Raw genomic sequence first — 20,152 nt, 5'->3', positions numbered from 1 at the left:
ACTGCGACTGCGACTGCGACTGCGACTGCGACTGCGGGTGCGGATGCGGCTGCGACCGCGCCTCGCCGATCGAGCCGGGAAGCGCACAGCAAGGTCGCGTCACGGGCCACCACCCGGGGCCGCCCCGCCACCGGTACGAGGAGGGTCCCCCGGGACCGGCCGTGACGGGCCGTCGCGGTCCGACGCCGCCCGCGGTGCATCCGGAGCGGGCGGCGGTGGCTCTTCGCGAACCGGTGGCCCCGCAGGAGCTGCCGGCGGGTGTGCGACACCCGGCAGTCCGTTCACCGGGGTCGGGGCCGCCACCTCCATCCAGAAGGACTTGCCCGTCTCCCCGGGGACGGCCCCCCACGCCCGGGCGAGCCGGTCGATCACCCTCAGGCCGTTGCCGCCCGGTTGCCCCGGCGCTCCGCGTGGCCGGAAGGCGGGAATCCGGCTGCTCCGGTCACTCACCTCGATCCGCAGGTCTCCGGCCACGACGGCGGCGGCGCGGGTCGGCGCGAGGCTCTGCGCACCCGGGCCCCGCGACTCGACGGGGGCGAGCCGGATGACCAGCTCCGTGGGGCCGTCGGCGTGCAGACAGGCGTTGGTCACGGCTTCCGAGACGACCAGCAGGACGTCCTCGATCGCGAGGTCCCGCTCCTCCTCGGTGAGCCCGGTGTCCTCCGGTGGACCGGGCCAGTCCCAGTCGGTGAGCGCGACCCGGCAGAAGTCACGGCACCGTGCGACCACCGACTCCCCGCTCCGCAGGACGAGCCGTCTGATCTGGCCCCTGGACCGGACCGGTTCACTCATCCCTGCCTCCACCGTGCCCGGTGTCGTGCCGCGTTCACGGGTGCTCCCCCTCGGCCAGGTCGGCGGGCAGCTCGTCGTACACCGTGAAGACCGCGACGACCCCGGTGACGTCGAAGACCCGGTCGACGGGCGGGCGCAGCGCGGCCAGCTCCAAGCGGCTGCCGGCCTCCACCGCGGCCAGTCTCGTCGTCAGCAGCAGGTTGAGTCCGGTCGAGTCGCAGAACGTCAGGCGTCCGCAGTCCACGACGATCCGTTCGGGGCGCCGGTCCAGGGCCTCGGTCAGCACCCTGTGCAGGGGCTCCTGGGTGTCGCGGTCGAGCTCGCCCGCCACGGTGACGACGGCCGTGGAGCCGCTCCACCGGACCTCGGACGTGAGGCGTGGGCCGATGAGCCCGGCATCACCCGTCCCTGTCGCATCCCTTGGCATCCGGCTCTCCGGTTCCCGTCGGCGCAGAATTCCGAGCTGAGGCCGACGATACGCCGAGGGCTCCCGGCACGGCGAGCGGAAGTCCTCCGGCCGCGTGGAGCACGCGCCGCGGTCGGCCGGACCCGCGCTCGGCCGTACGGACCCTGCCGCCCGTCTCGACCGTCTCCACCGGATCGACCGCATCATCGTGTGGAACGCGCTGATCGGATCATCGTGCGATACGACGAAGATCCGCGCCGGAACGGCTTCGGCCGGGCCGGATCGGGAAGGCATGGCGTACGGCCTCCGCCTCCACGCGGGCCCCTCGAACCGGAAGGTGAGACGGATGACTGACCGCGACACCGGGAGGGGACGCGACGACGAACGGCCGGAGGGGCAGGAGGACACGCGCGGCGCCGGGGACGCAGCAGGCCAGGGCGAGGGAGACACGCGTGGAGACGGGGACTCCGTACGAGGACGGGACGAGACGGCCGACGAGCGCGCCGACCGGCAGTGGCAGGACCTCATGCAGGAGATCCGGGTGGTCCAGACCGGTGTGCAGATCCTCCTCGGCTTCCTCCTGACGGTCGTCTTCACGGCCCGGTACGAGACCCTCAGTTCGACCGACAAGGGGATCTACATCCTGACGGTGGTCCTCGGCTCGCTGGCCACCGGCGCGCTGATCGGCCCGGTCTCCTTCCACCGCCTCGTGGCGGGCCGGAGGATCAAACCCCAGGCGGTCGCATGGGCGTCCCGGCTGACCTTCATCGGACTCCTGCTCCTCCTCGCCACGCTCACGAGCGCGCTCGTCCTCATCCTTCGCGTGGCCACCGACGACGAGATCGTTCCGTATCTCGTGGGCGCGGTTCTGGCCTGGTACCTGCTGTGCTGGTTCGCCCTGCCGTTGTGGGCGCGCAGTCGGCACACCTCGAAGAGGACGGAGTGAGAGGAGTGCGGGGAGGGACTGCGGGTATCCGCACGGAGACCGCTCGGCGCACCAGGGAGACGCGACCACGCGCCGATGCGGGGCACGGAGGAAGGAGCCCGTCATGCCTCGCGGATCCAGCCCCAAGCGGGAACGGCAGTACGAGCACATCAAGGAGAGCGCGGAGGAGCGCGGCGAGAGCGAGAGCCGCGCCAAGGAGATCGCCGCCCGCACCGTGAACAAGGAGCGGGCCCGGCACGGCGAGTCCAGGACGTCGAGTCGGCTGTCCCTGGAGGACAGGTCGTCCGGCGAGCGTGGCGGCCGGCGCTCGCACAGTGGCGCGCAGGGTCGCACGTTCGACCAGCTCTACGAAGAGGCCAAGCGCCGGAACATCGACGGCCGTTCGAAGATGAACAAGGCACAGCTCAAGCGCGCGCTCGGCGGAGACGACTGATCGTCGGGGGCGGCGGCTGATCAAGCACGCTCCGAGCCGCCGGCACCCTCCGGTCCGCCCCCACTCTCCGACCCGCGGGCGCCCTCCGCCCTCGGGTCCGGCACGCGGATCAGATGTCCTGGATGCGCCGGAACGGGCGGTCCGCCTCCAGTGCGTAGGCCACGTCGAGCAGCGTCCGTTCGCTGCCGGGGCGGCCGGAGAACATGACGCCGACGGGCAGCCCGTCCTTCGTCGCACTGGTGGCGGGAACCGAGATCGACGGCGTCCCGACGACGTTGTTGACCGGCGTGAAGGCGACGTACGCGAGGATCCGCTCGACCAGCGTCGTGTACGGCACGGTCGGGCTGAGATGACCGATCCGCGGCGTGGTGTGCGCCAGTACGGGCGTGAGGACGAGGTCGAGGCCGCGGAACGCCGCCGCGTACGCCTCCCGCGTACGCTTCAGCCTCCGCAGTACGCCGGGCGTGCGCCGCCAGTTCTTCACGTACTCCTCGCGCAGCCCCCGGCTGAGGCCGTCCATCCGGTGCCGGTCGAAGTCCGGACCGAGGGTCCGGCCCGTGACGCCGAGGAGGAACGACAGCATGCCCCAGTACGTGAGGAAGTCGTCGGTGAAGCGGGGGTCGAGACGCAGCTCGACCGGTTCCACGGCGTGGCCGAGCCGTTCGAGCGTCGCGACGGTGTCCATGACGGCGGCCCGGGTCGAGGTGTCGGCGTGGACACCGTTCGGCGAGTCGACCAGGAACCCGATGCGCAGGCGCCGTCCGGAGGGTCCCTCGAGGAGACCGAGGGGCGGCAGCTTCGGGTTCCGCCAGTGGGTCTCTGCGGCGGCGAGGAACGCGGCGGTGTCCCGTACCGAACGGCTCACGATGCCGTCGGAGACGATGTCGAGGGGCAGCCGGCTGCTCTGCGCGTTCGCCACGACCCGGCCGCGGGTCGGCTTGAGACCGACGAGCCCGCAGCAGGCGGCGGGGATGCGGATCGAGCCGCCGCCGTCGTTGGCGTGGGCGATCGGCACCGCACCGGCGGCGACGAGGGCCGCACTGCCGCCCGATGAACCGCCGGCCGAATAGCCGGTGTTCCACGGGTTGCGGACCGGTTCGGATGTCTCGTACTCCGTGGCGGGGCTGAATCCGAACTCGGGCAGCCGGGTCTTTCCGAGGACCGTGACGCCGCTGCTCAGGAGCTGCCGGGCGAAGGGCGCGTGGCGCCGGGCGACGCGCGGGGTGAAGGCCGCACTGCCGTGACCGGTGGGCAGGCCGAGGTAGTCGGTGTTGTCCTTGACGAAGGTCGGCACCCCGGCGAAGGCGCCGCCGCCCGGCGCGTTGGCGTACGCGGGGACGTCGATGTGGACCTGGACCGCGTGGAGCCGGTCTTCGACGTCCCGTACGCGCTCGGCCGCGTCCCGTGCGACCTCCGCGGCGCCGACCTCACCCCGCCGTATCGCCGCGGCGAGGCCGACGGCGTCGTGCTCGCCCAGCGCGTCGTCCCGGAAGGCGTGCACCGTGGCCTGTTCCTCGAAAGTCGTCACCGCTACCTCAGCCCCCGGCCGTGTGGATGGTTGGCCGCCAGCATGCCCTACCAACCAGTAACACGCGAGCGGTTGGCCGATTCGGGCAAGCACCTCCCCGCGCTGGAGGCCGTCCGACGACGGGCCTCGGGGCCGAGGTCGGCGTCGGGGCCGGGGTCGGATCGACGCCGGGTCGGTGTCGGGCCGGGGTCGGTTCGGCGCCTGGGCCACGGAGGAGGAAAAGAGAAAGGCAAGGAGCTGAAACGTCTCCTCGCCACTCTCAAGGTATAGCGCACAGGGGGCCTTGCGGCAAGGCCCCCTGCATGCTGCAGAATCTCCAGCCGTAGCCAGTGACCTGCGGAAATCGACGCGTTCGCACGATCGACACGCACGCGGCGGCGCAGGGGCCCACGACCGGCGGCCGACTGGACGCGACTATCGAAACGGGGCGGTTCTCATGTTTGACGTGATCGTTGTGGGCAGCGGTCCGACCGGCTTGATGCTGGCCGGCGAGCTGCGGCTGCACGGCGTCCACGTGCTCGTGCTGGACAAGGAGACGGAGCCGACCCGGCAGTCGCGCGCCCAGGGTCTGCACGTACGCAGCATCGAGGTGATGGCCCAGCGCGGTCTGCTGGAGCAGTTCCTCGGGCTCGGGCAGCAGATCGCGGTCGGCGGCTTCTTCGCCGGGCTCGGCAAGGCGTGGCCCGAGCGGCTGGACACGGCCCACTCGTACGTGCTCGCCATCCCGCAGCAGGTCACCGAGCGCCTGCTGACCGAGCACGCGACCGAGGCCGGCACCGAGATCCGCCGCGGCTGCGAAGTGGTCGGCCTGCGCCAGGACGAGGACGGCGTGACCGTCGGACTCGCCGACGGCGAGGAACTCCGCGCACGGTACGTCGTCGGCTGCGACGGCGGCCGCAGCGCGGTGCGCAAGCTGCTCGGCGTCGCGTTCCCCGGCGAGCCCTCCCGCGTGGAGACGCTGCTGGGCGAGATGGAACTCACCGCCGAGCAGGAGGAGCTGACCGCGGTGATGACCGAGGTCCGCAAGACCCAACTGCGGTTCGGCGCCATGCCCCTGGGGGACGGGGTGTTCCGAGTCGTCGTGCCGGCCGAGGGGGTCGCCGAGGACCGCTCGACCCCGCCGACCCTCGACGAGTTCAAGGGGCAGCTGCGGGCGGTAGCCGGGACGGACTTCGGCGCGCACTCGCCGCGCTGGCTGTCCCGCTTCGGCGACGCGACCCGGCAGGCCGAGCGGTACCGGGTCGGCCGGGTGTTCCTCGCGGGCGACGCGGCACACATCCACCCGCCGACCGGCGGGCAGGGGCTCAACCTCGGTATCCAGGACGCGTTCAACCTCGGCTGGAAACTGGCCGCCGCGGTCGCCGGCTGGGCGCCCGAGGGGCTCCTCGACAGCTACCACGCCGAGCGTCATCCGGTGGCCACGGACGTCCTGGACAACACCCGCGCGCAGATCCAGCTGATGTCGACCGAGCCGGGCGCGCAGGCGGTACGCCGACTGCTCGCGGAACTCGTGGAGTTCGAGGACGTCAACCGGTACCTCATCGAGAAGATCACGGCGATCTCGGTGCGCTACGACTTCGGCGAGGGCGACGACCTGCTGGGCAAGCGGATGCGCGACCTGGAGCTGAAGCAGGGGCGCCTCTACGAGCGGATGCACGAGGGCCGCGGACTGCTCCTCGACCAGACCGGACGGCTCTCGGTCGAGGGGTGGGCGGACCGGGTCGACCACGTCGTCGAGATCAGCGAGGAACTGGCCGCACCCGCCGTCCTGTTGCGGCCGGACGGCCATGTGGCCTGGGTCGGCGAGGACCAGCAGGAGCTGCTCGCACACCTGCCGACGTGGTTCGGCGCGGCCACGCGCTGATCGCGCACGGGCGGTCGGGGTGCTCGACCGGCGGGCGGATGCGCTCGACCGGCGGTGCGACGTGCCCGACCAGCAGGTCGGCGTACTCGACCGGCGGGGGGGGTCGGCCTGCTCGACCGGTGCAGAATGGTGGCATGACCATGGAGATCACCCCCGTACGGGTGTTGCACGTCGGCGACACGCCGGAGTCGGCCGTGCTGCCCGTCGCCGACGGAACGGCGGCGCTCTGGCTGCTGCCCTTGGCGGAGGACCCCGGCGCGCCCGCCCTCCTGGACGCCGAGGAGCACCGCCGGTGGAAGGCCCTGGTACGGGAGGACCACCGGGCACGGTACCTCGCCGCGCACGGGGGGCTTCGGCGTCTCCTCGGGCACTACCTGGGGATACGGGCGGACGAAGTGGTGTTCGTCAGGGAGGACTGCCCGGTCTGCGGAGGACCGCACGGACGGCCGGCGGTACGGGACGCCGGGTTCCACTTCTCCCTCTCCCACAGCGGGGACCTGGCGCTGGTCGGCATCGCCGCCACGCCCGTGGGAGTGGATGTCGAGGCGCACCCGGAGGCCGACGTGTCCGACCTCCTGGCGGACAGTCTGCACCCGCGGGAACGCGAGGAGTTCGCGCGACTGCCCTCGGAGGGCCGGCCGGTCGCGTTCGCGCAGTGCTGGGCGCGCAAGGAGGCGTACCTCAAGGGAACGGGAGAAGGGCTGGCCGGGGGTCTCGACCGTACGTACATGGGCCTGGGCCCCGAACCGGCGACCGTGCCGGGCTGGTCGCTCGCCGACCTGCGGGTCGCGTCGTCGTACGCGGCGGCGGTCGCGGTCGCAGTCGGGGGCGCGGTCGGGGCCGGGTTCGGGGAGCAGTAAGGCGACGGCGTCACGCGCGTCCGTGGATGCGGGGATGCGGGAATGGATGCGCGGACGCACGGATGCCTGGACGGCGCGGCGCGCCGTGACGCCGCGCTTGACCTTGACACGATGACAAGGTCTTGACTGCCGGGCAAGGAGGTGGTCCCGATGACCATGGCAATCCACGACGAGAACACGCTGCGCGCTCTCCGGGGACTGGAGGACGGCAGCTCGTCGGTACGACTGCGGGCGGCGCTGGCGGTCGGTACGACCCCGGATCCGCGGTTCGTCGACACGCTCGTCGAGCGGTGTGCTGTCGAGCCCGAGTTCTACGTACGCGAGATGCTCACGTGGGCGCTGACCCGGCACGCGCCGTCGGACACGCTCCCGGGGCTTGTCGGCGAGGTCCGCTCGGAGCGGGCCCAGGCACGGAGCCAGGCGCTGCACACACTGTCCAAGATCGGCGACCGGCAGGCGTGGCCCGCGATCACGCGGGAGCTGCTGACCGACGCCGACGACGAGGTGGCGCGGAGTGCGTGGCGGGCGGCGGTCGTGCTGGCACCCGAGGCGGAGCGGGCCGAACTGGCGGAGACGCTGGCGACGCAACTCGGGCGTGGCGGACGGGAGACGCAGCTGAGCCTCAGCAGGTCGCTGACCGCCCTCGGTGAGGTGATCCTGCCGTCGCTCCGCGCCGCGGCGACGCAGGGCACTCCCGTGGTGCGTCAGCACGCGATCGCCACGGAACGGCTGCTGCACGACCCGGATGCCGGATTCGAGTTCGCGATCGAGGAGGCGAAGCGTGTCGTGGCCCTCGGAACGCCCAGCCAGGAGGAGCGGTGACGCATGCTGACCGGTGAAGTGGATCGACGGTCCGGGGCCGTGCCGTGCTGATCGGCGAGGTGGCACGACGGTCCGGGGTCAGCGCCCGCATGCTCCGGCACTACGAGTCGCTGGGCCTGGTGCGGCCGACGGGCCGTACCGGGTCCGGCTACCGGGAGTACTCCAGCGAGGACATCCGGCGGATCTTCCACATCGAGAGCCTGAGATCGCTGGGGCTGTCACTGCGTGACGTGGGGAGCGCCCTGGACGATCCCGGCTTCGCGCCGACGGAGCTCGTCGAGGACCTCATCCGCGGGACACGGGAACGCATCGCGGCCGAGACGGCGTTGCTCACCCGACTCCGCCGGATCGGTGCCGCGGAACCCGCGGGCTGGGAGGAGGTCCTCCAGATCGTGGCGCTCCTCCACGCGCTGGGATCGGAGAGCGCGGGCAAGCGGCAGCGCGCGGCGATGTCCTCGGTCGAGGAGGTCCCCGTACCGGTGGAGGCGCTGGTCGAGGCGGTCTTGAGCGAGGCGGACCCGAACGTCGCCGGAGCCCTGCGCTGGGCGTTGGCGCAGTCGGGCGACGGCGGCTCGATCGCCCTCCTGGCGGAGGGCCTGGACTCACCGGCGGCCGCGGTACGGGAACGGGCCGTACAGGCCGTCGCCGAGATCACGAGCGACGAGGCGACGGCGCTCCTGCGCGAGGCGCTCGCGAACGCCGACACGGCCGTCCGCAGGCTCGCGGCGCTCGCGCTGGGGGCGCGCGGAGCGTCGGAGGCGATCCCGACGCTCATCGACCTGGTCGTGGAGGAGACGAACGAGGTCGACGCGGCGGACGCGCTGAGCGCACTGGCGGGTCGCCCCGCGTGGGCGGACCGGATCGCCACCGGCCTCGTCGCCCGCCTGACGCCCGACACGGTCGACGCGTCGGCGCGCCGCCGGCTGACCCAGGCGCTGGCGGACATCCCTGGGAACAAGGCGTCACGTGCCCTGGAGACGCTGTCGCACGACGAGGACCGGGCGGTGGCGCTGACGGCGACGTACATCCTGACGCTGCGGGAGGCGCGCTAGCTGTTCCGTCCCGGGAGGTTGTGGACGGGTGGGCCAGGTCTCGGCTGAGGGATCTTGAAGGGGTGTGACCCCGATACGCCGGAAACCGCCAGAACTTGATCTCGGCCTGGTGAGTGCCTGACGCTGTCGGGGATCTTGGCGATGACGGTCGGCCATGCCCTCGACATCTCAGTCTCCACGATCCCCGACCTCGCACCGGCGATCAGCTCTGCGTCTCCTCGCGGCGTCCAAGAGCGGCCGCATCGGGTACGACGAGCAGCTTGCCGGTGGTACGGCGAGCCTCCAGATCGCTGTGGGCCCGGGCGGCCTCGGACAATGCGTAGCGGCCCGTCACGGTGACCTCAAGCGCCTTGGAGCGCACCCACTCGAACACGTCGGCGGCCCGTCGGAGCAGTTCGGACCGATCGGCGATGAAGTCCCCGAGGCTGGGCCGGATCAAGGTCAGCGAACCGCCGTGGGCGAGCCGAATCGGATCGAACGGCGGCACGGCACCACTTGCCGCGCCGAAGAGCACGAGATGGCCGCGGGTTCGCAGGCTGGCGAGGCTCGCATCGAAGGTGTGCGCGCCGACGCCGTCGAAGACGACCGGCAGTCCCTGACCGCCGTTGAGCCGCCTGACCTCGGCTGCGAGATCGTCGACCGCGGAGGAAAGGATCACCTCGGCGGCCCCGGCACGCTTCGCCAGCTCGGCCTTCGCCGTGGTCGACGTCGTGCCGATCACCCTGCCGCCGAGATGGGTGATGAGCTGGGTCAGAAGCAGCCCCATGCCACCAGCAGCCGCATGCACGAGCACCGTGTCGCCCCCCTGAACCGGGTAGGCGTCCTTGACGAGATAGTGCGCGGTCATGCCTTGGAGGAGCACGGCGGCGGCTGTCTCGAAGCCGATGTCGTCGGGCAGCGGCACCAGCCGGGAGGAGTCCACGACGGCCCGCTCGGCATACGTGCCGGGAATCTCCACCCAACCGACCCGGTCCCCCACTGCGACGTCGGCGACGCCGGGTCCGACTTCGACGACCGTGCCGGCGCCCTCAGCGCCCGGGGTGAAGGGCAGCGGGAGGCTGTACCGACCTTCGCGGTGGTAGACGTCGAGGAAGTTGACCCCGGATGCGGCGACCTCCACGACCGCCTCGCCCGGACCCGGCCGCGGCTGGTCCACCTCGGCCTCCCGCAGCACCTCGGGACCGCCCACTTCGTACACCTGAATCGCTCGCATGGCCCTCCAATAACGGCTCATCCCCCACCAACCCCGTTGACGGCGATTGACGGCTCATCCCCCACCAACCCCGTTGACGGCGATCCGATTCCCGGCAAGCAGACCAGCCCGCCGCCCCCTCCGAGAGCTGAGACGCCTGTTTGGCACCGGAGTCTTCGGGTCGGCATCCCCGGGGCCGGATCCTGGGGGCCCGGAATCGGATGTCGGACGTGTGTGTCAGAGTCTGCGCATGCTCGAGATCGTGGTGAAGACGGAGAACGGGGAGCGGCACGTCCGCGTGTCTGCCGAGGAACTGGCCGGGCTCGTCCGGCGCATCGGCGACGAAGGTGACCTGTTCCTGGTGGTCCAGCGGATTCCGGACCTGCCTGACGTCTTCGCCCAGGTCTGGCACAAGAAGGGCGGCGGCTACACCCTGGAGCACCGGGACGGTGCGGCCACCCGCCACTTCCAGGTGACGACCGACGGACCCGAGGCCGTGATCGCGGCGTTCACCGGCTGGGCGCGCCGGGACGCCGACTGGGACGCGGGTCTCGACTGGACGCTGCTGGACATGGGCCCGGCCCGCGAGGTGCCGCCGCTCGACCTCGACGAGGACGAGCGCGAGTTGTTGGAGAAGCGCGTCCGGGAGGTCCTGACCGGAGGTTACGCCTCCCGCGCCGAACTGACCGAGATCGCGAAGGAGTACCTGGTCACCGAGGGCCGCCGACCCGTCTCACGCGAGCAGGCCGAGGCGCTGGTCGACCGGCTGTGGCTGGAGCGGGTCGAGGAGCAGTCGAGCTGGGAGGGCGAGACGGACCCCGAACGCCTCGCCCGCGCGTTCGAGGCCCTGGGAGAGGCCGGCATCACGGCCCGCGAGAACTTCACGTGCTGCCTCACCTGTGGCGACTCGGAGATCGGCCACGAGGGCGAGCCCGACGCCCGCGGCTTCGTCTACTTCCACACGCAGTGCACGGACTTCGCCGCGGCGGGCCACGGACTGACGCTCCTGTACGGCGGCTTCGACGACGGGCCGGAGGCGACGACCGCCATCGGCCACGAGGTCGTGGCCGCCCTCGAAGCAGCCGGCCTCCCCACCGAGTGGGACCGGACCCCCGACGAAGCCATCACCGTCACCCCCTTGAACTGGCGCCGCCGCCTGGTCGGCTAGGCCCGCGGTCGTTCCCGCCTCGCCAGGTGCTGTCCAGGGCCACCGCGCCCGGAGGCCGCCGAAGGTGTGGCGGTGGGGGCGCCTTCTAGACGTCCTTCACGAAAACGATGCCGTCGATGTCGGGCAGGTGCGCCGGGTCGAGTGGCGCGTAGCCGAACCAGGGGGACACACGCGGCGCGGGCAGGGCGTCGCCGAGGGCGGCGGCCAGACCCCGGGTGTCGACGACCGAGCAGTCCTCCGGGCCCGCGTACAGGAGTCCTTCGACGGTGTCCTGCGGCGGCGTGTCCACTCCCTGGCGCCTGATCGTGCCCACTGCGGTCGCGAAGAAGGCGTACTCCTCCCCCAGTTGGGCGCTCACGATCGCGCCCGCACTCCACCACTCGACCGGCCGGCCTCCCATCCGCATCGAGCTTCTGGGCCGCTGGAGATGGCCGTTGTGGGCGTGAACCAGGACGGGGGCCCGGTCGACGACAGCGCCAGAGGCCCGGACGGCGTCGGCGTCCACGCCCGCGACAGCGAGGAGGTTGTCGGCCATCATCCGGTCCCGCAGGCTCACCAGCCGCGTCATGCGGCTCTCCGAGGTGTCGGCCATCCAGTAGTGGTAGCGGAGCAGTCCGGTCGCGGTGCGCCCGTACAGGCGTGCCCTGTCCCAGTCCTCGCGTGAACTCGTCGCGATCAGGTGCGGCCGCTGGGCGTCGAGCAGCGCCACCAGGTCGTCGGCGAGCACGCGCAGCTCCGTGGCCTCGGCCGACTGACCCACGGACCGTGACGGGTCCGTCATCGCGGCGGTGTCGGTCCACCGGCCGTCGGGGCCGAGCAGGCGGTCGAGCGTGTCCACGGTGCAGACGGCGTGGAGCAGCTTCGTGTCGACCCGGGTGGAGAGATAGCCGTGGAGTGCGGTGAGGGCCTCCCGGGGGCTCTCGGCGCCGGTGATCTCCAGCGGGCCGTCGAAGCCCGCGAAGCGGAGTCGGTCGGCCACCGGGCGGTGCTCGTTGAAGGCGCGCATCCAGCGGACGAGCTCGCGGTTGGCGGCCGACGCGCCCCAGCCGTGGCTGAATCCCTCTTCCATGACCTCGTCGAGCGTCCCGGCGCCCGTGCTGACGTGGTCGTCCACGAGCAGACCCCTCATGCAGTCGCTCTCGATCGCGATCGTCCGGTAGCCCTCCTCCTCGACGAGTTGCCGGAACAGTTCGTTGCGTACGTCGAGCAGCGCGTCCTCGCCGTGCGTGGGCTCTCCCAGGGCGAGCAGTCGCGGCCTGCTCCGGAGCAGGCCCATGACGGCGGCGGACTCGACGGCGCGGGTGACGTCCTTGATGTCGGTAGCCATGGCTTCAACGGTATCGTTGAACACTCGGTTGAGACTTTCGCTCGATATCGGCGGGACCATGGCTCGAAAACCTCAAAGCACCGGACAGCTCCGCCCGGTCGACCTCGCGCGCGAGCACGGTCTGTCCACGCAGGCGATCCGGAACTACGAGGAGGCCGGCGCCCTTCCGGCGGCCACCCGCTCTCCCTCCGGATACCGCAGCTACACGGCTCTGCACGCGGGCGCGCTCCGCGCCTTCCTCGCCCTCATGCCCGGCCACGGCCACCGGACGGCGACGGCGATCATGCGGGCGGTGAACGAGGACGCGGCCGAGGAGGCGTTCCGTCTCATCGACGAGAGCCATGCACTGCTCCTCGACGACCGTCGGACCCTCCGGGCCGTGGAGAACGCCCTCCGCGACCTGGAGCCCGCCACCACCACGACCGGGCCCGGCCGGGTCTCCGAGCCCGCCGACACGTTCATCGGGCCCCTCGCGGAGAAGCTCGGCATCCGGCCCGCCACGCTGCGCGCCTGGGAGCGCGCCGGGCTGGTGCGCCCGCGCCGCGATCCGCTCACCGGGTACCGCGTCTATGACGAGGCCGACGTGCGGGACGTCCGCCTCGTCCACCAACTGCGGCGCGGTGGCTATCTGCTGGAGCAGATCGCGCCGCTGATCACCCAGGTGCGGGCGGCCGGTGGGCTCGAGCCGCTGGAGGCCGCACTCGGTGACTGGCACGACCGGCTCTCCGTGCGCGGCCGGGCGATGCTGGCCGGGGCCGCCACGCTGGAGGCGTACCTGCGCGAACGGGAACGCGAGCGGGAACGCCGGCAGGAACGGGAACGACGGCGGGAGCGGACGCGCGATCGCGACGGAGAGCTCGGCCCCGCCCCCGCGGCCGGGCCGTCGCCGCGCTAGCCGCCCCCCGCCACGTACCGGCGCAGCCGCGCGACCGATACCTCCTCCAGGCTCTCCGCGAAGATCCGCCCCGGTCGCGCCGGCACGGGCAGCATGGACGGGACGACGAGGACGGTGCAGCCCGCCGCGTCGGCCGAGGCCGCGCCGTCCGGCGAGTCCTCGACGGCGACGCACGCCGCGTCCGGTACGCCGAACCGGCGGGCGGCCTCGCGGTACGGGTCGGGGTGAGGCTTCGTCCGTACGGTGTCGTCGGCCGAGAGGGTGAACGCGAAGGGGACGTGCGCGAGCGCGCCCCCGATCACCGAGTCCACCACCGACCGCGGTGAGGCGCTCACCAGGGCGAACGGCACGCCCTCCAGCGCGAGCTCGGTGAGGAGCCGGTCCGCGCCGGGGCGGAGCGGTGCGCCCCGGTCGACCCGTTCCTGGAAGGCGGCGGTGAGTGCTGTCGCCACGCCGTCCGTGTCCGGGTTTCCCGTCACGCGTACGAGGTGGGCGGCGGTGTCCTCGACGGCGCGGCCGACGACCTCGGGGGCGTCCGCGTCGGTCAGCCGGTGGCCGATCCGTGCGGCGGTCTCCACCGTGGCCTCCCACCAGAGGACCTCGGTGTCGACCAGGGTGCCGTCCATGTCGAAGAGGACGGCGGCGAGTTCGGTCACCGCTCCGCCCTCGGTGCGACGAGCGCGGGGTGCGGCGCGAGGCCGAGGGCGACGCGCGCGCCGGGGGTGAGCGCGGTCGCCTCCCGGGAGGAGAGGTCCGCCTTGACGCTCGTACCACCGCGGTCGAGGTGGACACGGGTGACGGAACCGAGGAAGGAGGTGGAGACGACGGTCGCGTCGCCGTCGGCGGCCTCGGTCACGGTGACGTTCTCGGGGCGGACCAGGACGTCGACCTCGCGCAGCTGCGGGGGCTCGCCGTCGACGGGCAGGCGGGCGCCCGCCACCTCGACCTCGCCGGAGTCCGTCAGCACGCCCGGGAGCCGGTTCATGGTGCCGACGAACTCGGCGACGAAGGGGGTGGCCGGGCGGCGGTAGAGCTCGGCCGGGGCGGCGCACTGCTCCAGCTTTCCGGCGTTGAGGACGGCCACGCGGTCCGCCATGGACAGGGCCTCCTCCTGGTCGTGCGTGACGAAGACCGTGGTGATGCCGAGGGAGAGCTGGAGGCGGCGGATCTCCTCCCGCAGGCTGAGCCGGACCTTGGCGTCGAGCGCGGACAGCGGCTCGTCGAGGAGCAGGACGCGGGGCCGCAGGGCGAGTGCCCGGGCGAGTGCCACGCGCTGCTGCTGGCCGCCCGACATCTGATGCGGGTAGCGGTCGCCGTACTGGGGCAGGCCGACGAGGTCGAGGAGTTCGGCGGCCCTGGCGCGCCGTTCAACGGTCCTGACCTTGCGTACGCGCAGGCCGAAGGCGACGTTGTCGGCGGCCGTGAGGTTGGGGAAGAGGCTGTACGACTGGAAGACCATGCCGGCGTCGCGGCGGTTGGCCGGGACCTGGGTGATGTCCGCCCCGTCGACGAGGACTTCGCCCGCGTCGGGGTGCTCGAAGCCTGCGAGGACGCGGAGGGCGGTGGTCTTGCCGCAGCCCGACGGGCCGAGCAGGGCGAGGAGTTCGCCGGGCTCGACGGTCAGGTCGAGGCCGTCGAGAGCGGTGGTGCCTCCGAACGTGCGGCGCAGGCCCCTGAATTCGATGCGCGCCCCGCCGACCGCGACCGGCTCGGTCCGCTCCGCTGTTGCTGTGGACGAGGACATGGGTCAGGACTCCTTGGGCGAAGTGCGGGACGGTGTACGGGAACTGGGGGCGTGGCGAGCGCCGCTCGTGGCGCCGGGTGTGCCGGCCGACGCCGTTCCCGCCCGGGAGAGGGCGAGCAGCAGGGCCCAGGTGATGACGAGGCTGAGCAGGGACACGGCCACCGACATCCGGGCGTGGGCGCCCGAGATGGACACGATCCACACCGCGAAGGGCCGGAAGCCGAGCAGCGAGGCGATGGTGAACTCGCCGAGGACCAGGGCCAGGGTGAGGAACGCGGCACCCGCGAGCGAGGAGCGCAGGTTGGGAACGATGACACGGAGCATCACGTACGGCCGGCTCGCCCCGCAGTTGCGCGCGGCCTCGACGAGCGTGGGCACGTCGACGGCGCGCAGTCCGGCGTCGAGGGACCGGTACACGAACGGCAGGGCCATCACCGTGTACGCGAGGACCAGGACGACCGGGAAGTTCTCGTTCTGCACCGCGAGGAAGGTCTGGTAGAGCGGGGTCCGCGAGAGGTGGTCGGGGCCCCAGCGCAGGACGGTGCTGATGCCGGTGACCAGCGCGATGGGCGGCACCACCAGCGGCAGCATGCACATCACCTCGACGACCGTCCGCAGCCGGGGCGCCCCGAGCCGTACGGCCACCAGGGCGGGCACGGCGAGCAGCAGCGCGAGGACGATCGTCGCGGCCGCCAGGCCGAGGGAGAGCAGCAGGCTCTCGGTGAAGCCGTCGGCGGCGAGCAGCGCGGTGTACGCGTCGAAGGAGATGCCCTGGCCGGGCGCGTGCACGGTGAAGACGAACGAGGCGATCAGCGGGACGAGGAAGTAGGCGCCGCCGAGGCCGAGGACGGCGCCGCGCCACACGCGGGGCCGGGTCCGGGTCCGGGTGGGGGCGGCCGGTGCGGACGTGTCCGCGTCGTCCGTGCCGGGCTCGGGTGCGGTCTCCCGGGCGGTGGGGATCATCGCAGCCATCGGGCGCTCCTGCGCTGGAGGGGGAGGTAGACGGCCATGACGAGTCCGGCGATGAGGATCATGTCGAGGCCGAGGGCGAGGGCGACGTTCTCCTGGCCGACGAGGACGTTCCCGGAGAGGGCGTCCGCGATCTTGAGGGTGACCAGGGGGACGGAGCCGCCGACGAGCGCCGCCGCGGTGGCATGCGCGGCGAAGGCGCTGCCGAAGAGCAGCACGAACCCGCCGAGCAGGGACGGCGCGAGGACGGGGATGCCGACGTGGCGCCAGTACTGCCATGCCCCTGCGCCCGCGTTCTGCGCGGCCTCGCGCCACTGGGGGCGCAGCCCGTCGAGCGCGGGGAGGATCACCAGGACCATCAGCGGGACGAGGAAGTACAGGTAGACCACGGCGAGTCCGGTGAACGAGTACAGGTTCCAGCCGAGGCTGCTCAGGTCGGCGAGCTGGGTGACGACGCCGGAGATGCCCACGGTCGCGATGAACGCGAACGCGAGGGGGACGCCGCCGAAGTTGGCGAGGACTCCGGAGGCGGTCAGTACGGCGTTGCGCAGGCCCTGGGAGCGGGAGGTGACGACGGCCTGCGCGATGAGGACGCCGATGACGGAGGCGATGAGCGCGGTGAGGGCGGAGAGCTGAACGCTGCCGACGAGGGAGCCCAGGTAGGGCCCCTGGAGGGAGCGGCTCAGGTGCTCGCCGGTCAGGGTGACGGCGCCGGTGCCGGGGTCGGTGCGGGTCACGGCGCCGTACAGGAGGGCGCCGAGCGGCAGGCCGAAGCACAGGCCGGTGAAGGCGACGAGAGGGAGGGCTGCGAGCCAGGTGCGCGGGCCGCGCCGCCGGCGGCGGGTGCCGCCGGCGGTTCCCCGGGTGGGGGTGGAGGAGGCGGAGGACATCAGGAGACGGCCTTGTCCCACTTCTCGGCGAGAGTGGCCTTGGCCTTGTCGAGCTCGGCGGAGGCCGGGAAGGCGGGGGTGCCGGTGACGGCGGGCAGCTTGGCGACGAAGGTCTTGTCGACGGTGCCGTCGGCGGTCATCGCCGGGAGCAGCACCGGGCGGGCGTAGCCCTTGAGCCAGAGGTTCTGGCCCTCGGTGCTGTAGAGGAACTCCATCCACAGGCGGGCGGCCGCGGGGTGCGGGGCGTCCTTGTTGATGGCCTGCGAGTAGAACTGGGCGTAGACGCCGTCGGTGGGCACGGCGACCTGCCAGTCGACGCCCTTGTCCTTGAACTGGTCGGCGTAGCCGGCGTTGAGGTAGTCCCAGTCGATGCTGATGGGCGTCTCGCCCTTCTCGACCGTGGCCGGGGTGGACTCGACGGGGATGAAGTTGCCGCTCTTCTTCAGCTTGCCGAAGAAGTCGATGCCGGGCTGGATGTCGGCGAAGGAACCCTTGGCGGCCAGGGCCGCCGCGTAGACGCCGCCGAAGGCGGAGCCGGACTTGGTCGGGTTGCCGTTGAGGGCGACCTTGCCCTTGTACTCGGGCTTGAGGAGGTCGGCGAAGGTCTTGGGACAGTTCGGGATGCGCTTGGCGTCGCAGCCGATGGAGACGTAGCCGCCGTAGTCGTTGTACCAGCGACCGGCCTCGTCCTTCTGGGCGGCGGGGATCTTGTCCCAGGCCTCGACCTTGTACGGGGCGAACAGGCCTTCCTCGGCGCCGCTTCGGGCGAAGGCGATGCCGAGGTCGAGGACGTCGGGGGCGCGCTTCTGGCCCTTGCGGGACTTGACGGCGGCGATCTCGTCGGCGCTCGCGGCGTCCGGGTTCTCGCTCTCGATCTCGATGCCGTACGTGGTCTCGAAGGTCTTGATCAGTTCGCCGTAGTTGGCCCAGTCCGGCGGGAGCGCGATGACGTGGAGGGCGCCTTCCTGCTTGGCCGCCTTGACGAGGGCGTCCATGCCGCCGAAGTCCTTGACCGACGCCGCGGTGGCCGCCTCGGCACCGTCGCCGCCGGCCCCGGCCGCACCCTCGGGTGCGGCGCCGCAGGCGGTGACGGTGGTCAGGACAGCGGCGCCGAGCAGCACGGCGGCACCGCGGAGGGGGGTTCTGCGCACGGGTTCTCCCAGGAGCGAGTGAAGGAACTTGTCTGAACAAGCCGCCCTTAGTTCGCCCTTACATCCTGTCCGCAGGATGAACGGAACATGACCGGCTCGGGGCGCCTCCCGGAAGAGCCGGATGCGATGAACACCAGGTGAACGCAGTGGACTTGGACCGACCTGGGAACTCGCCCGGGGGCGGTCCGGTCGGGTTAGGCTGACCCTCGCACCACACCCGCTGTGACCAACTGCGCACAGCCACACGCAAGAAGGGGGATGCCGTGACGGCGCTCTACGTGGAGATCGCGGAGGGACTCCGCCGCTCGATCCTCAGCGGCGAGTACGCGGTCGGTGCCCGCCTGCCCTCCGAAAGCGACCTCGCCACCCGCTGGGCCGCGTCGCGCGGCACGGTGCGCCAGGCCGTCGCCCTGCTCACCTCCGAAGGACTCATCGGCTCACGCCAGGGGGCCCGCCGCATCGTCCTCCGCAGGGAGCGCCGGCACAGCTTCGCCGAGCTCCACAGCTTCGCCCAGTGGGCGCGGGCCATGGGCTACCGGGCGACCAGCCGCTTCCTGCACCGGGAACGCCGCACGGCCACCCCCGAGGAGGCACGCCGGCTCGTCCTGCCGGAGGGGGCGGGGGTCCTGGACGTCCTGCGGCTGCGACTCCTGGACGGCGAACCCGTCATGGTGGAACGTACGGCGTACGCGGGCTGGGTCGCTCCGACGGTCGAGGCGCTGCCCGTCGACTGCGCCTCGATCATGGACAGCATGGCGGAGGAGGCCGGAATCGTCGCGCACTACGGCGAGCACCTCATCGACGCCGTCCCGGCAGGCAGCGACGACGCCCGGCTGCTCCGGGTCCGCCGGGGAAGCCCGCTCCTGCGCCAGCGGCACCTGACCAGCAACCCGGACGGCCGCCCGATCGAATGGACCGAGGACCGCTACCGCGCGGGCAGCGTGACCTTCAACGTGAGCAACTCGGTGGGGACGGCGCCGCTGGTGAGGGACCCGGGCTCGCTGCTGATGTGACCCGACGCGGGCCTGCGCCCCGGAAACGACGAAGTGGTGGCCGAGATCGCTCTCGACCACCACTTCGTACGACGAATCGTCGTGTCCGAGGGGGGACTTGAACCCCCACGCCCGATAAAGGGCACTAGCACCTCAAGCTAGCGCGTCTGCCATTCCGCCACCCGGACAAGGTGTGCGTCGCGGTGAGTGATGATCACTCGCGGCGACAAGATGAATATATCAGGGCTCTGACCTGCACTTCACCTCCGTTTCCCGTGACCGCCCACGGGGTGCGGACACCCTTCGCCGCCGTACTCGACGGACTGATCCGCAATCACGGTCCCCTGACCACCGGAACCGGCGCGGTGGACACGTACCGCAATGGACGATGTACGGGGCGTGGTCGGCGGTGGTTCAGTGGCGGTCATGCCATTCCAGAACTACGGCGTGCTCGTGGGGACCCTCAACGCGCACCATCGGGACGATCCGGACGACCAGGGGCGCTGGTTCCACGTCAATCTGAAGGTGGACGCGCCCGCCGGGCAGTACCACTGCGCCATCGACGTCGACAGCCACAAGTCCAACGTGGGGGTGCAGTGGAAGACCTTCACCCTCGGGCCCTCCCTCGTCGGGCCGGCCGCCGCCCTCTCCCCCGGCTACCTCGACCTCGCTCCCACCCCCGACTCCGGCGCCATGGACTATCTGCGCCATCCTGAGCTGGTGGACCGCACCGGGGTCCTCTTCGAGCGCCGTCCCCCGTCCTGGCTCCAGGAGCTTCTCGACCTGTTCGGCTCGCGCCCGTGGCAGGCGGGCTCCAACGAGGACGCCGCCGACGCCCTGGAGCCGATGCTCGTGCCGGGGCGGCGCACGCTCGTCTTCGGCGAGCCGTTCGTCGACGACCCCGAGGGAGACCTCGGCATGCACAACATCCACCAGAACCAGGGAGACCCGTTCGGCTCCCAGTGGTGGCCGGAGAACGGCATCTGGCAGGACGGCGCGACGTTCACCCGGCGCCCGGACGGCCGCTACGACGTCTTCCTGAACAAGTTCTCCAGTCAGGCGGCACGGACGGACAGCGCGGGGCACCCGGCCGCATGACCGGGGGAGCCCGGGAGCCGGGG

The 20,152-nt window shown here is 72.0% G+C and carries 20 protein-coding genes and 1 tRNA gene; 10 read left to right on the top strand and 11 right to left on the bottom strand.

The window, feature by feature from the left end; all coding sequences use genetic code 11:
• Positions 1–99 precede the first annotated feature (99 nt).
• Entirely contained in the window at positions 100–792 is a 693-nt protein-coding gene (locus ACZ4XX_RS22130; protein ID WP_468509570.1) for an ATP-binding protein, read from the bottom strand.
• 34 nt (positions 793–826) lie between these two features.
• Positions 827–1,219, bottom strand: coding sequence for an STAS domain-containing protein (locus ACZ4XX_RS22125; protein ID WP_468509569.1), 393 nt, complete (start codon positions 1,217–1,219; stop codon positions 827–829).
• Between the two features lie 325 nt (positions 1,220–1,544).
• Between ACZ4XX_RS22125 and ACZ4XX_RS22120 the strand changes: the two genes are divergently transcribed.
• Together ACZ4XX_RS22120 and ACZ4XX_RS22115 are read left to right on the top strand one after the other, a co-directional pair.
• Entirely contained in the window at positions 1,545–2,144 is a 600-nt protein-coding gene (locus ACZ4XX_RS22120) for a DUF6328 family protein (RefSeq protein WP_468509568.1), read from the top strand.
• 103 nt (positions 2,145–2,247) lie between these two features.
• Positions 2,248–2,577: a plasmid stabilization protein gene (locus ACZ4XX_RS22115; RefSeq protein ID WP_468509567.1), complete on the top strand. Its 330-nt coding sequence runs from the start codon at positions 2,248–2,250 to the stop codon at positions 2,575–2,577.
• Positions 2,578–2,686: 109 nt separating this feature from the next.
• On the opposite strand, the gene ACZ4XX_RS22110 is transcribed toward ACZ4XX_RS22115, so the two are convergent.
• Positions 2,687–4,105, bottom strand: a complete 1,419-nt coding sequence (locus tag ACZ4XX_RS22110) for an amidase (protein ID WP_468509566.1) — start codon at positions 4,103–4,105, stop codon at positions 2,687–2,689.
• A 436-nt stretch (positions 4,106–4,541) separates the two neighbouring features.
• Here ACZ4XX_RS22110 and rox point away from each other — a divergent pair, with 436 nt between their 5' ends.
• The 4 genes from rox (at position 4,542) to ACZ4XX_RS22090 (ending at position 8,703) form a co-directional block, all read left to right on the top strand.
• A complete protein-coding gene (gene rox / locus ACZ4XX_RS22105) occupies positions 4,542–5,969 on the top strand; it encodes a rifampin monooxygenase (protein WP_468509565.1) in 1,428 nt (475 codons plus the stop codon).
• Between the two features lie 134 nt (positions 5,970–6,103).
• Positions 6,104–6,829, top strand: a complete 726-nt coding sequence (locus ACZ4XX_RS22100; RefSeq protein ID WP_468509564.1) for a 4'-phosphopantetheinyl transferase family protein — start codon at positions 6,104–6,106, stop codon at positions 6,827–6,829.
• Between the two features lie 150 nt (positions 6,830–6,979).
• Positions 6,980–7,651, top strand: a complete 672-nt coding sequence (locus tag ACZ4XX_RS22095) for a HEAT repeat domain-containing protein (RefSeq protein ID WP_468509563.1) — start codon at positions 6,980–6,982, stop codon at positions 7,649–7,651.
• A 44-nt stretch (positions 7,652–7,695) separates the two neighbouring features.
• Positions 7,696–8,703: a HEAT repeat domain-containing protein gene (locus ACZ4XX_RS22090; RefSeq protein ID WP_468509562.1), complete on the top strand. Its 1,008-nt coding sequence runs from the start codon at positions 7,696–7,698 to the stop codon at positions 8,701–8,703.
• A gap of 202 nt (positions 8,704–8,905) precedes the next feature.
• Here the strand turns inward: ACZ4XX_RS22090 and ACZ4XX_RS22085 are convergent, their stop codons facing one another.
• Positions 8,906–9,877, bottom strand: coding sequence for a quinone oxidoreductase family protein (locus ACZ4XX_RS22085; protein WP_468509561.1), 972 nt, complete (start codon positions 9,875–9,877; stop codon positions 8,906–8,908).
• Between the two features lie 268 nt (positions 9,878–10,145).
• Between ACZ4XX_RS22085 and ACZ4XX_RS22080 the strand changes: the two genes are divergently transcribed.
• Complete coding sequence (locus ACZ4XX_RS22080) at positions 10,146–11,063, top strand: DUF6891 domain-containing protein (RefSeq protein ID WP_468509560.1); 918 nt, start codon at positions 10,146–10,148, stop codon at positions 11,061–11,063.
• Positions 11,064–11,148: 85 nt separating this feature from the next.
• On the opposite strand, the gene ACZ4XX_RS22075 is transcribed toward ACZ4XX_RS22080, so the two are convergent.
• Positions 11,149–12,390 (bottom strand): erythromycin esterase family protein, encoded by a 1,242-nt coding sequence (locus ACZ4XX_RS22075; protein ID WP_468509559.1) that lies wholly within the window; start codon positions 12,388–12,390, stop codon positions 11,149–11,151.
• A 58-nt stretch (positions 12,391–12,448) separates the two neighbouring features.
• Here ACZ4XX_RS22075 and ACZ4XX_RS22070 point away from each other — a divergent pair, with 58 nt between their 5' ends.
• The gene (locus ACZ4XX_RS22070; RefSeq protein WP_468509558.1) at positions 12,449–13,285 is read left to right on the top strand and encodes a TioE family transcriptional regulator; all 837 of its coding nucleotides are present in this window, start codon (positions 12,449–12,451) and stop codon (positions 13,283–13,285) included.
• On the opposite strand, the gene ACZ4XX_RS22065 is transcribed toward ACZ4XX_RS22070, so the two are convergent.
• From ACZ4XX_RS22065 to ACZ4XX_RS22045, 5 genes are read right to left on the bottom strand one after another with little or no spacing between them, the layout of a single operon-like run.
• The gene (locus tag ACZ4XX_RS22065; RefSeq protein ID WP_468509557.1) at positions 13,282–13,941 is read right to left on the bottom strand and encodes an HAD family hydrolase; all 660 of its coding nucleotides are present in this window, start codon (positions 13,939–13,941) and stop codon (positions 13,282–13,284) included. The genes ACZ4XX_RS22070 and ACZ4XX_RS22065 overlap by 4 nt on opposite strands.
• Positions 13,938–15,029: an ABC transporter ATP-binding protein gene (locus ACZ4XX_RS22060; RefSeq protein WP_468509556.1), complete on the bottom strand. Its 1,092-nt coding sequence runs from the start codon at positions 15,027–15,029 to the stop codon at positions 13,938–13,940. The genes ACZ4XX_RS22065 and ACZ4XX_RS22060 overlap by 4 nt, the downstream gene beginning before the upstream one ends.
• 3 nt (positions 15,030–15,032) lie before the next feature.
• Positions 15,033–15,992: an ABC transporter permease gene (locus ACZ4XX_RS22055; protein ID WP_468509588.1), complete on the bottom strand. Its 960-nt coding sequence runs from the start codon at positions 15,990–15,992 to the stop codon at positions 15,033–15,035.
• Positions 15,989–16,888 carry an ABC transporter permease gene (locus ACZ4XX_RS22050; protein WP_468509555.1) on the bottom strand — a complete coding sequence of 300 codons (900 nt, stop codon included), beginning with the start codon at positions 16,886–16,888 and terminating at the stop codon, positions 15,989–15,991. The genes ACZ4XX_RS22055 and ACZ4XX_RS22050 overlap by 4 nt, the downstream gene beginning before the upstream one ends.
• Complete coding sequence (locus ACZ4XX_RS22045; protein WP_468509587.1) at positions 16,888–18,006, bottom strand: ABC transporter substrate-binding protein; 1,119 nt, start codon at positions 18,004–18,006, stop codon at positions 16,888–16,890. The genes ACZ4XX_RS22050 and ACZ4XX_RS22045 overlap by 1 nt, the downstream gene beginning before the upstream one ends.
• A 296-nt stretch (positions 18,007–18,302) precedes the next feature.
• Here ACZ4XX_RS22045 and ACZ4XX_RS22040 point away from each other — a divergent pair, with 296 nt between their 5' ends.
• On the top strand, positions 18,303–19,052 hold the full coding sequence (locus ACZ4XX_RS22040; protein ID WP_468509554.1) for a GntR family transcriptional regulator: 750 nt from the start codon (positions 18,303–18,305) through the stop codon (positions 19,050–19,052).
• 82 nt (positions 19,053–19,134) lie between these two features.
• Here ACZ4XX_RS22040 and ACZ4XX_RS22035 read toward each other — a convergent pair.
• Positions 19,135–19,219 (bottom strand) — tRNA-Leu (locus ACZ4XX_RS22035).
• Between the two features lie 238 nt (positions 19,220–19,457).
• Here ACZ4XX_RS22035 and ACZ4XX_RS22030 point away from each other — a divergent pair.
• Complete coding sequence (locus ACZ4XX_RS22030; RefSeq protein WP_468509553.1) at positions 19,458–20,129, top strand: DUF2278 family protein; 672 nt, start codon at positions 19,458–19,460, stop codon at positions 20,127–20,129.
• The last annotated feature ends 23 nt before the right edge of the window (positions 20,130–20,152 follow it).

Source organism: Streptomyces sp. NPDC029956, from assembly GCF_055574655.1.
The sequence above is the reverse complement of the archived record's forward strand: the minus strand, read 5'-3'. Positions and strand labels throughout refer to the sequence as shown.

Bases quoted from the DNA above. Each gene is read 5' to 3' on its own strand.
- ACZ4XX_RS22080 (WP_468509560.1), top strand. From the start codon at position 10,146: ATGCTCGAGATCGTGGTGAAGACGGAGAACGGGGAGCGGCACGTCCGC.
- ACZ4XX_RS22130 (WP_468509570.1), bottom strand. From the start codon at position 792: ATGAGTGAACCGGTCCGGTCCAGGGGCCAGATCAGACGGCTCGTCCTG.
- ACZ4XX_RS22120 (WP_468509568.1), top strand. From the start codon at position 1,545: ATGACTGACCGCGACACCGGGAGGGGACGCGACGACGAACGGCCGGAG.
- ACZ4XX_RS22030 (WP_468509553.1), top strand. From the start codon at position 19,458: ATGCCATTCCAGAACTACGGCGTGCTCGTGGGGACCCTCAACGCGCAC.
- ACZ4XX_RS22070 (WP_468509558.1), top strand. From the start codon at position 12,449: ATGGCTCGAAAACCTCAAAGCACCGGACAGCTCCGCCCGGTCGACCTC.
- ACZ4XX_RS22100 (WP_468509564.1), top strand. From the start codon at position 6,104: ATGACCATGGAGATCACCCCCGTACGGGTGTTGCACGTCGGCGACACG.
- ACZ4XX_RS22095 (WP_468509563.1), top strand. From the start codon at position 6,980: ATGACCATGGCAATCCACGACGAGAACACGCTGCGCGCTCTCCGGGGA.
- ACZ4XX_RS22115 (WP_468509567.1), top strand. From the start codon at position 2,248: ATGCCTCGCGGATCCAGCCCCAAGCGGGAACGGCAGTACGAGCACATC.
- ACZ4XX_RS22125 (WP_468509569.1), bottom strand. From the start codon at position 1,219: ATGCCAAGGGATGCGACAGGGACGGGTGATGCCGGGCTCATCGGCCCA.
- ACZ4XX_RS22075 (WP_468509559.1), bottom strand. From the start codon at position 12,390: ATGGCTACCGACATCAAGGACGTCACCCGCGCCGTCGAGTCCGCCGCC.
- rox (WP_468509565.1), top strand. From the start codon at position 4,542: ATGTTTGACGTGATCGTTGTGGGCAGCGGTCCGACCGGCTTGATGCTG.
- ACZ4XX_RS22050 (WP_468509555.1), bottom strand. From the start codon at position 16,888: ATGTCCTCCGCCTCCTCCACCCCCACCCGGGGAACCGCCGGCGGCACC.
- ACZ4XX_RS22055 (WP_468509588.1), bottom strand. From the start codon at position 15,992: ATGATCCCCACCGCCCGGGAGACCGCACCCGAGCCCGGCACGGACGAC.
- ACZ4XX_RS22060 (WP_468509556.1), bottom strand. From the start codon at position 15,029: ATGTCCTCGTCCACAGCAACAGCGGAGCGGACCGAGCCGGTCGCGGTC.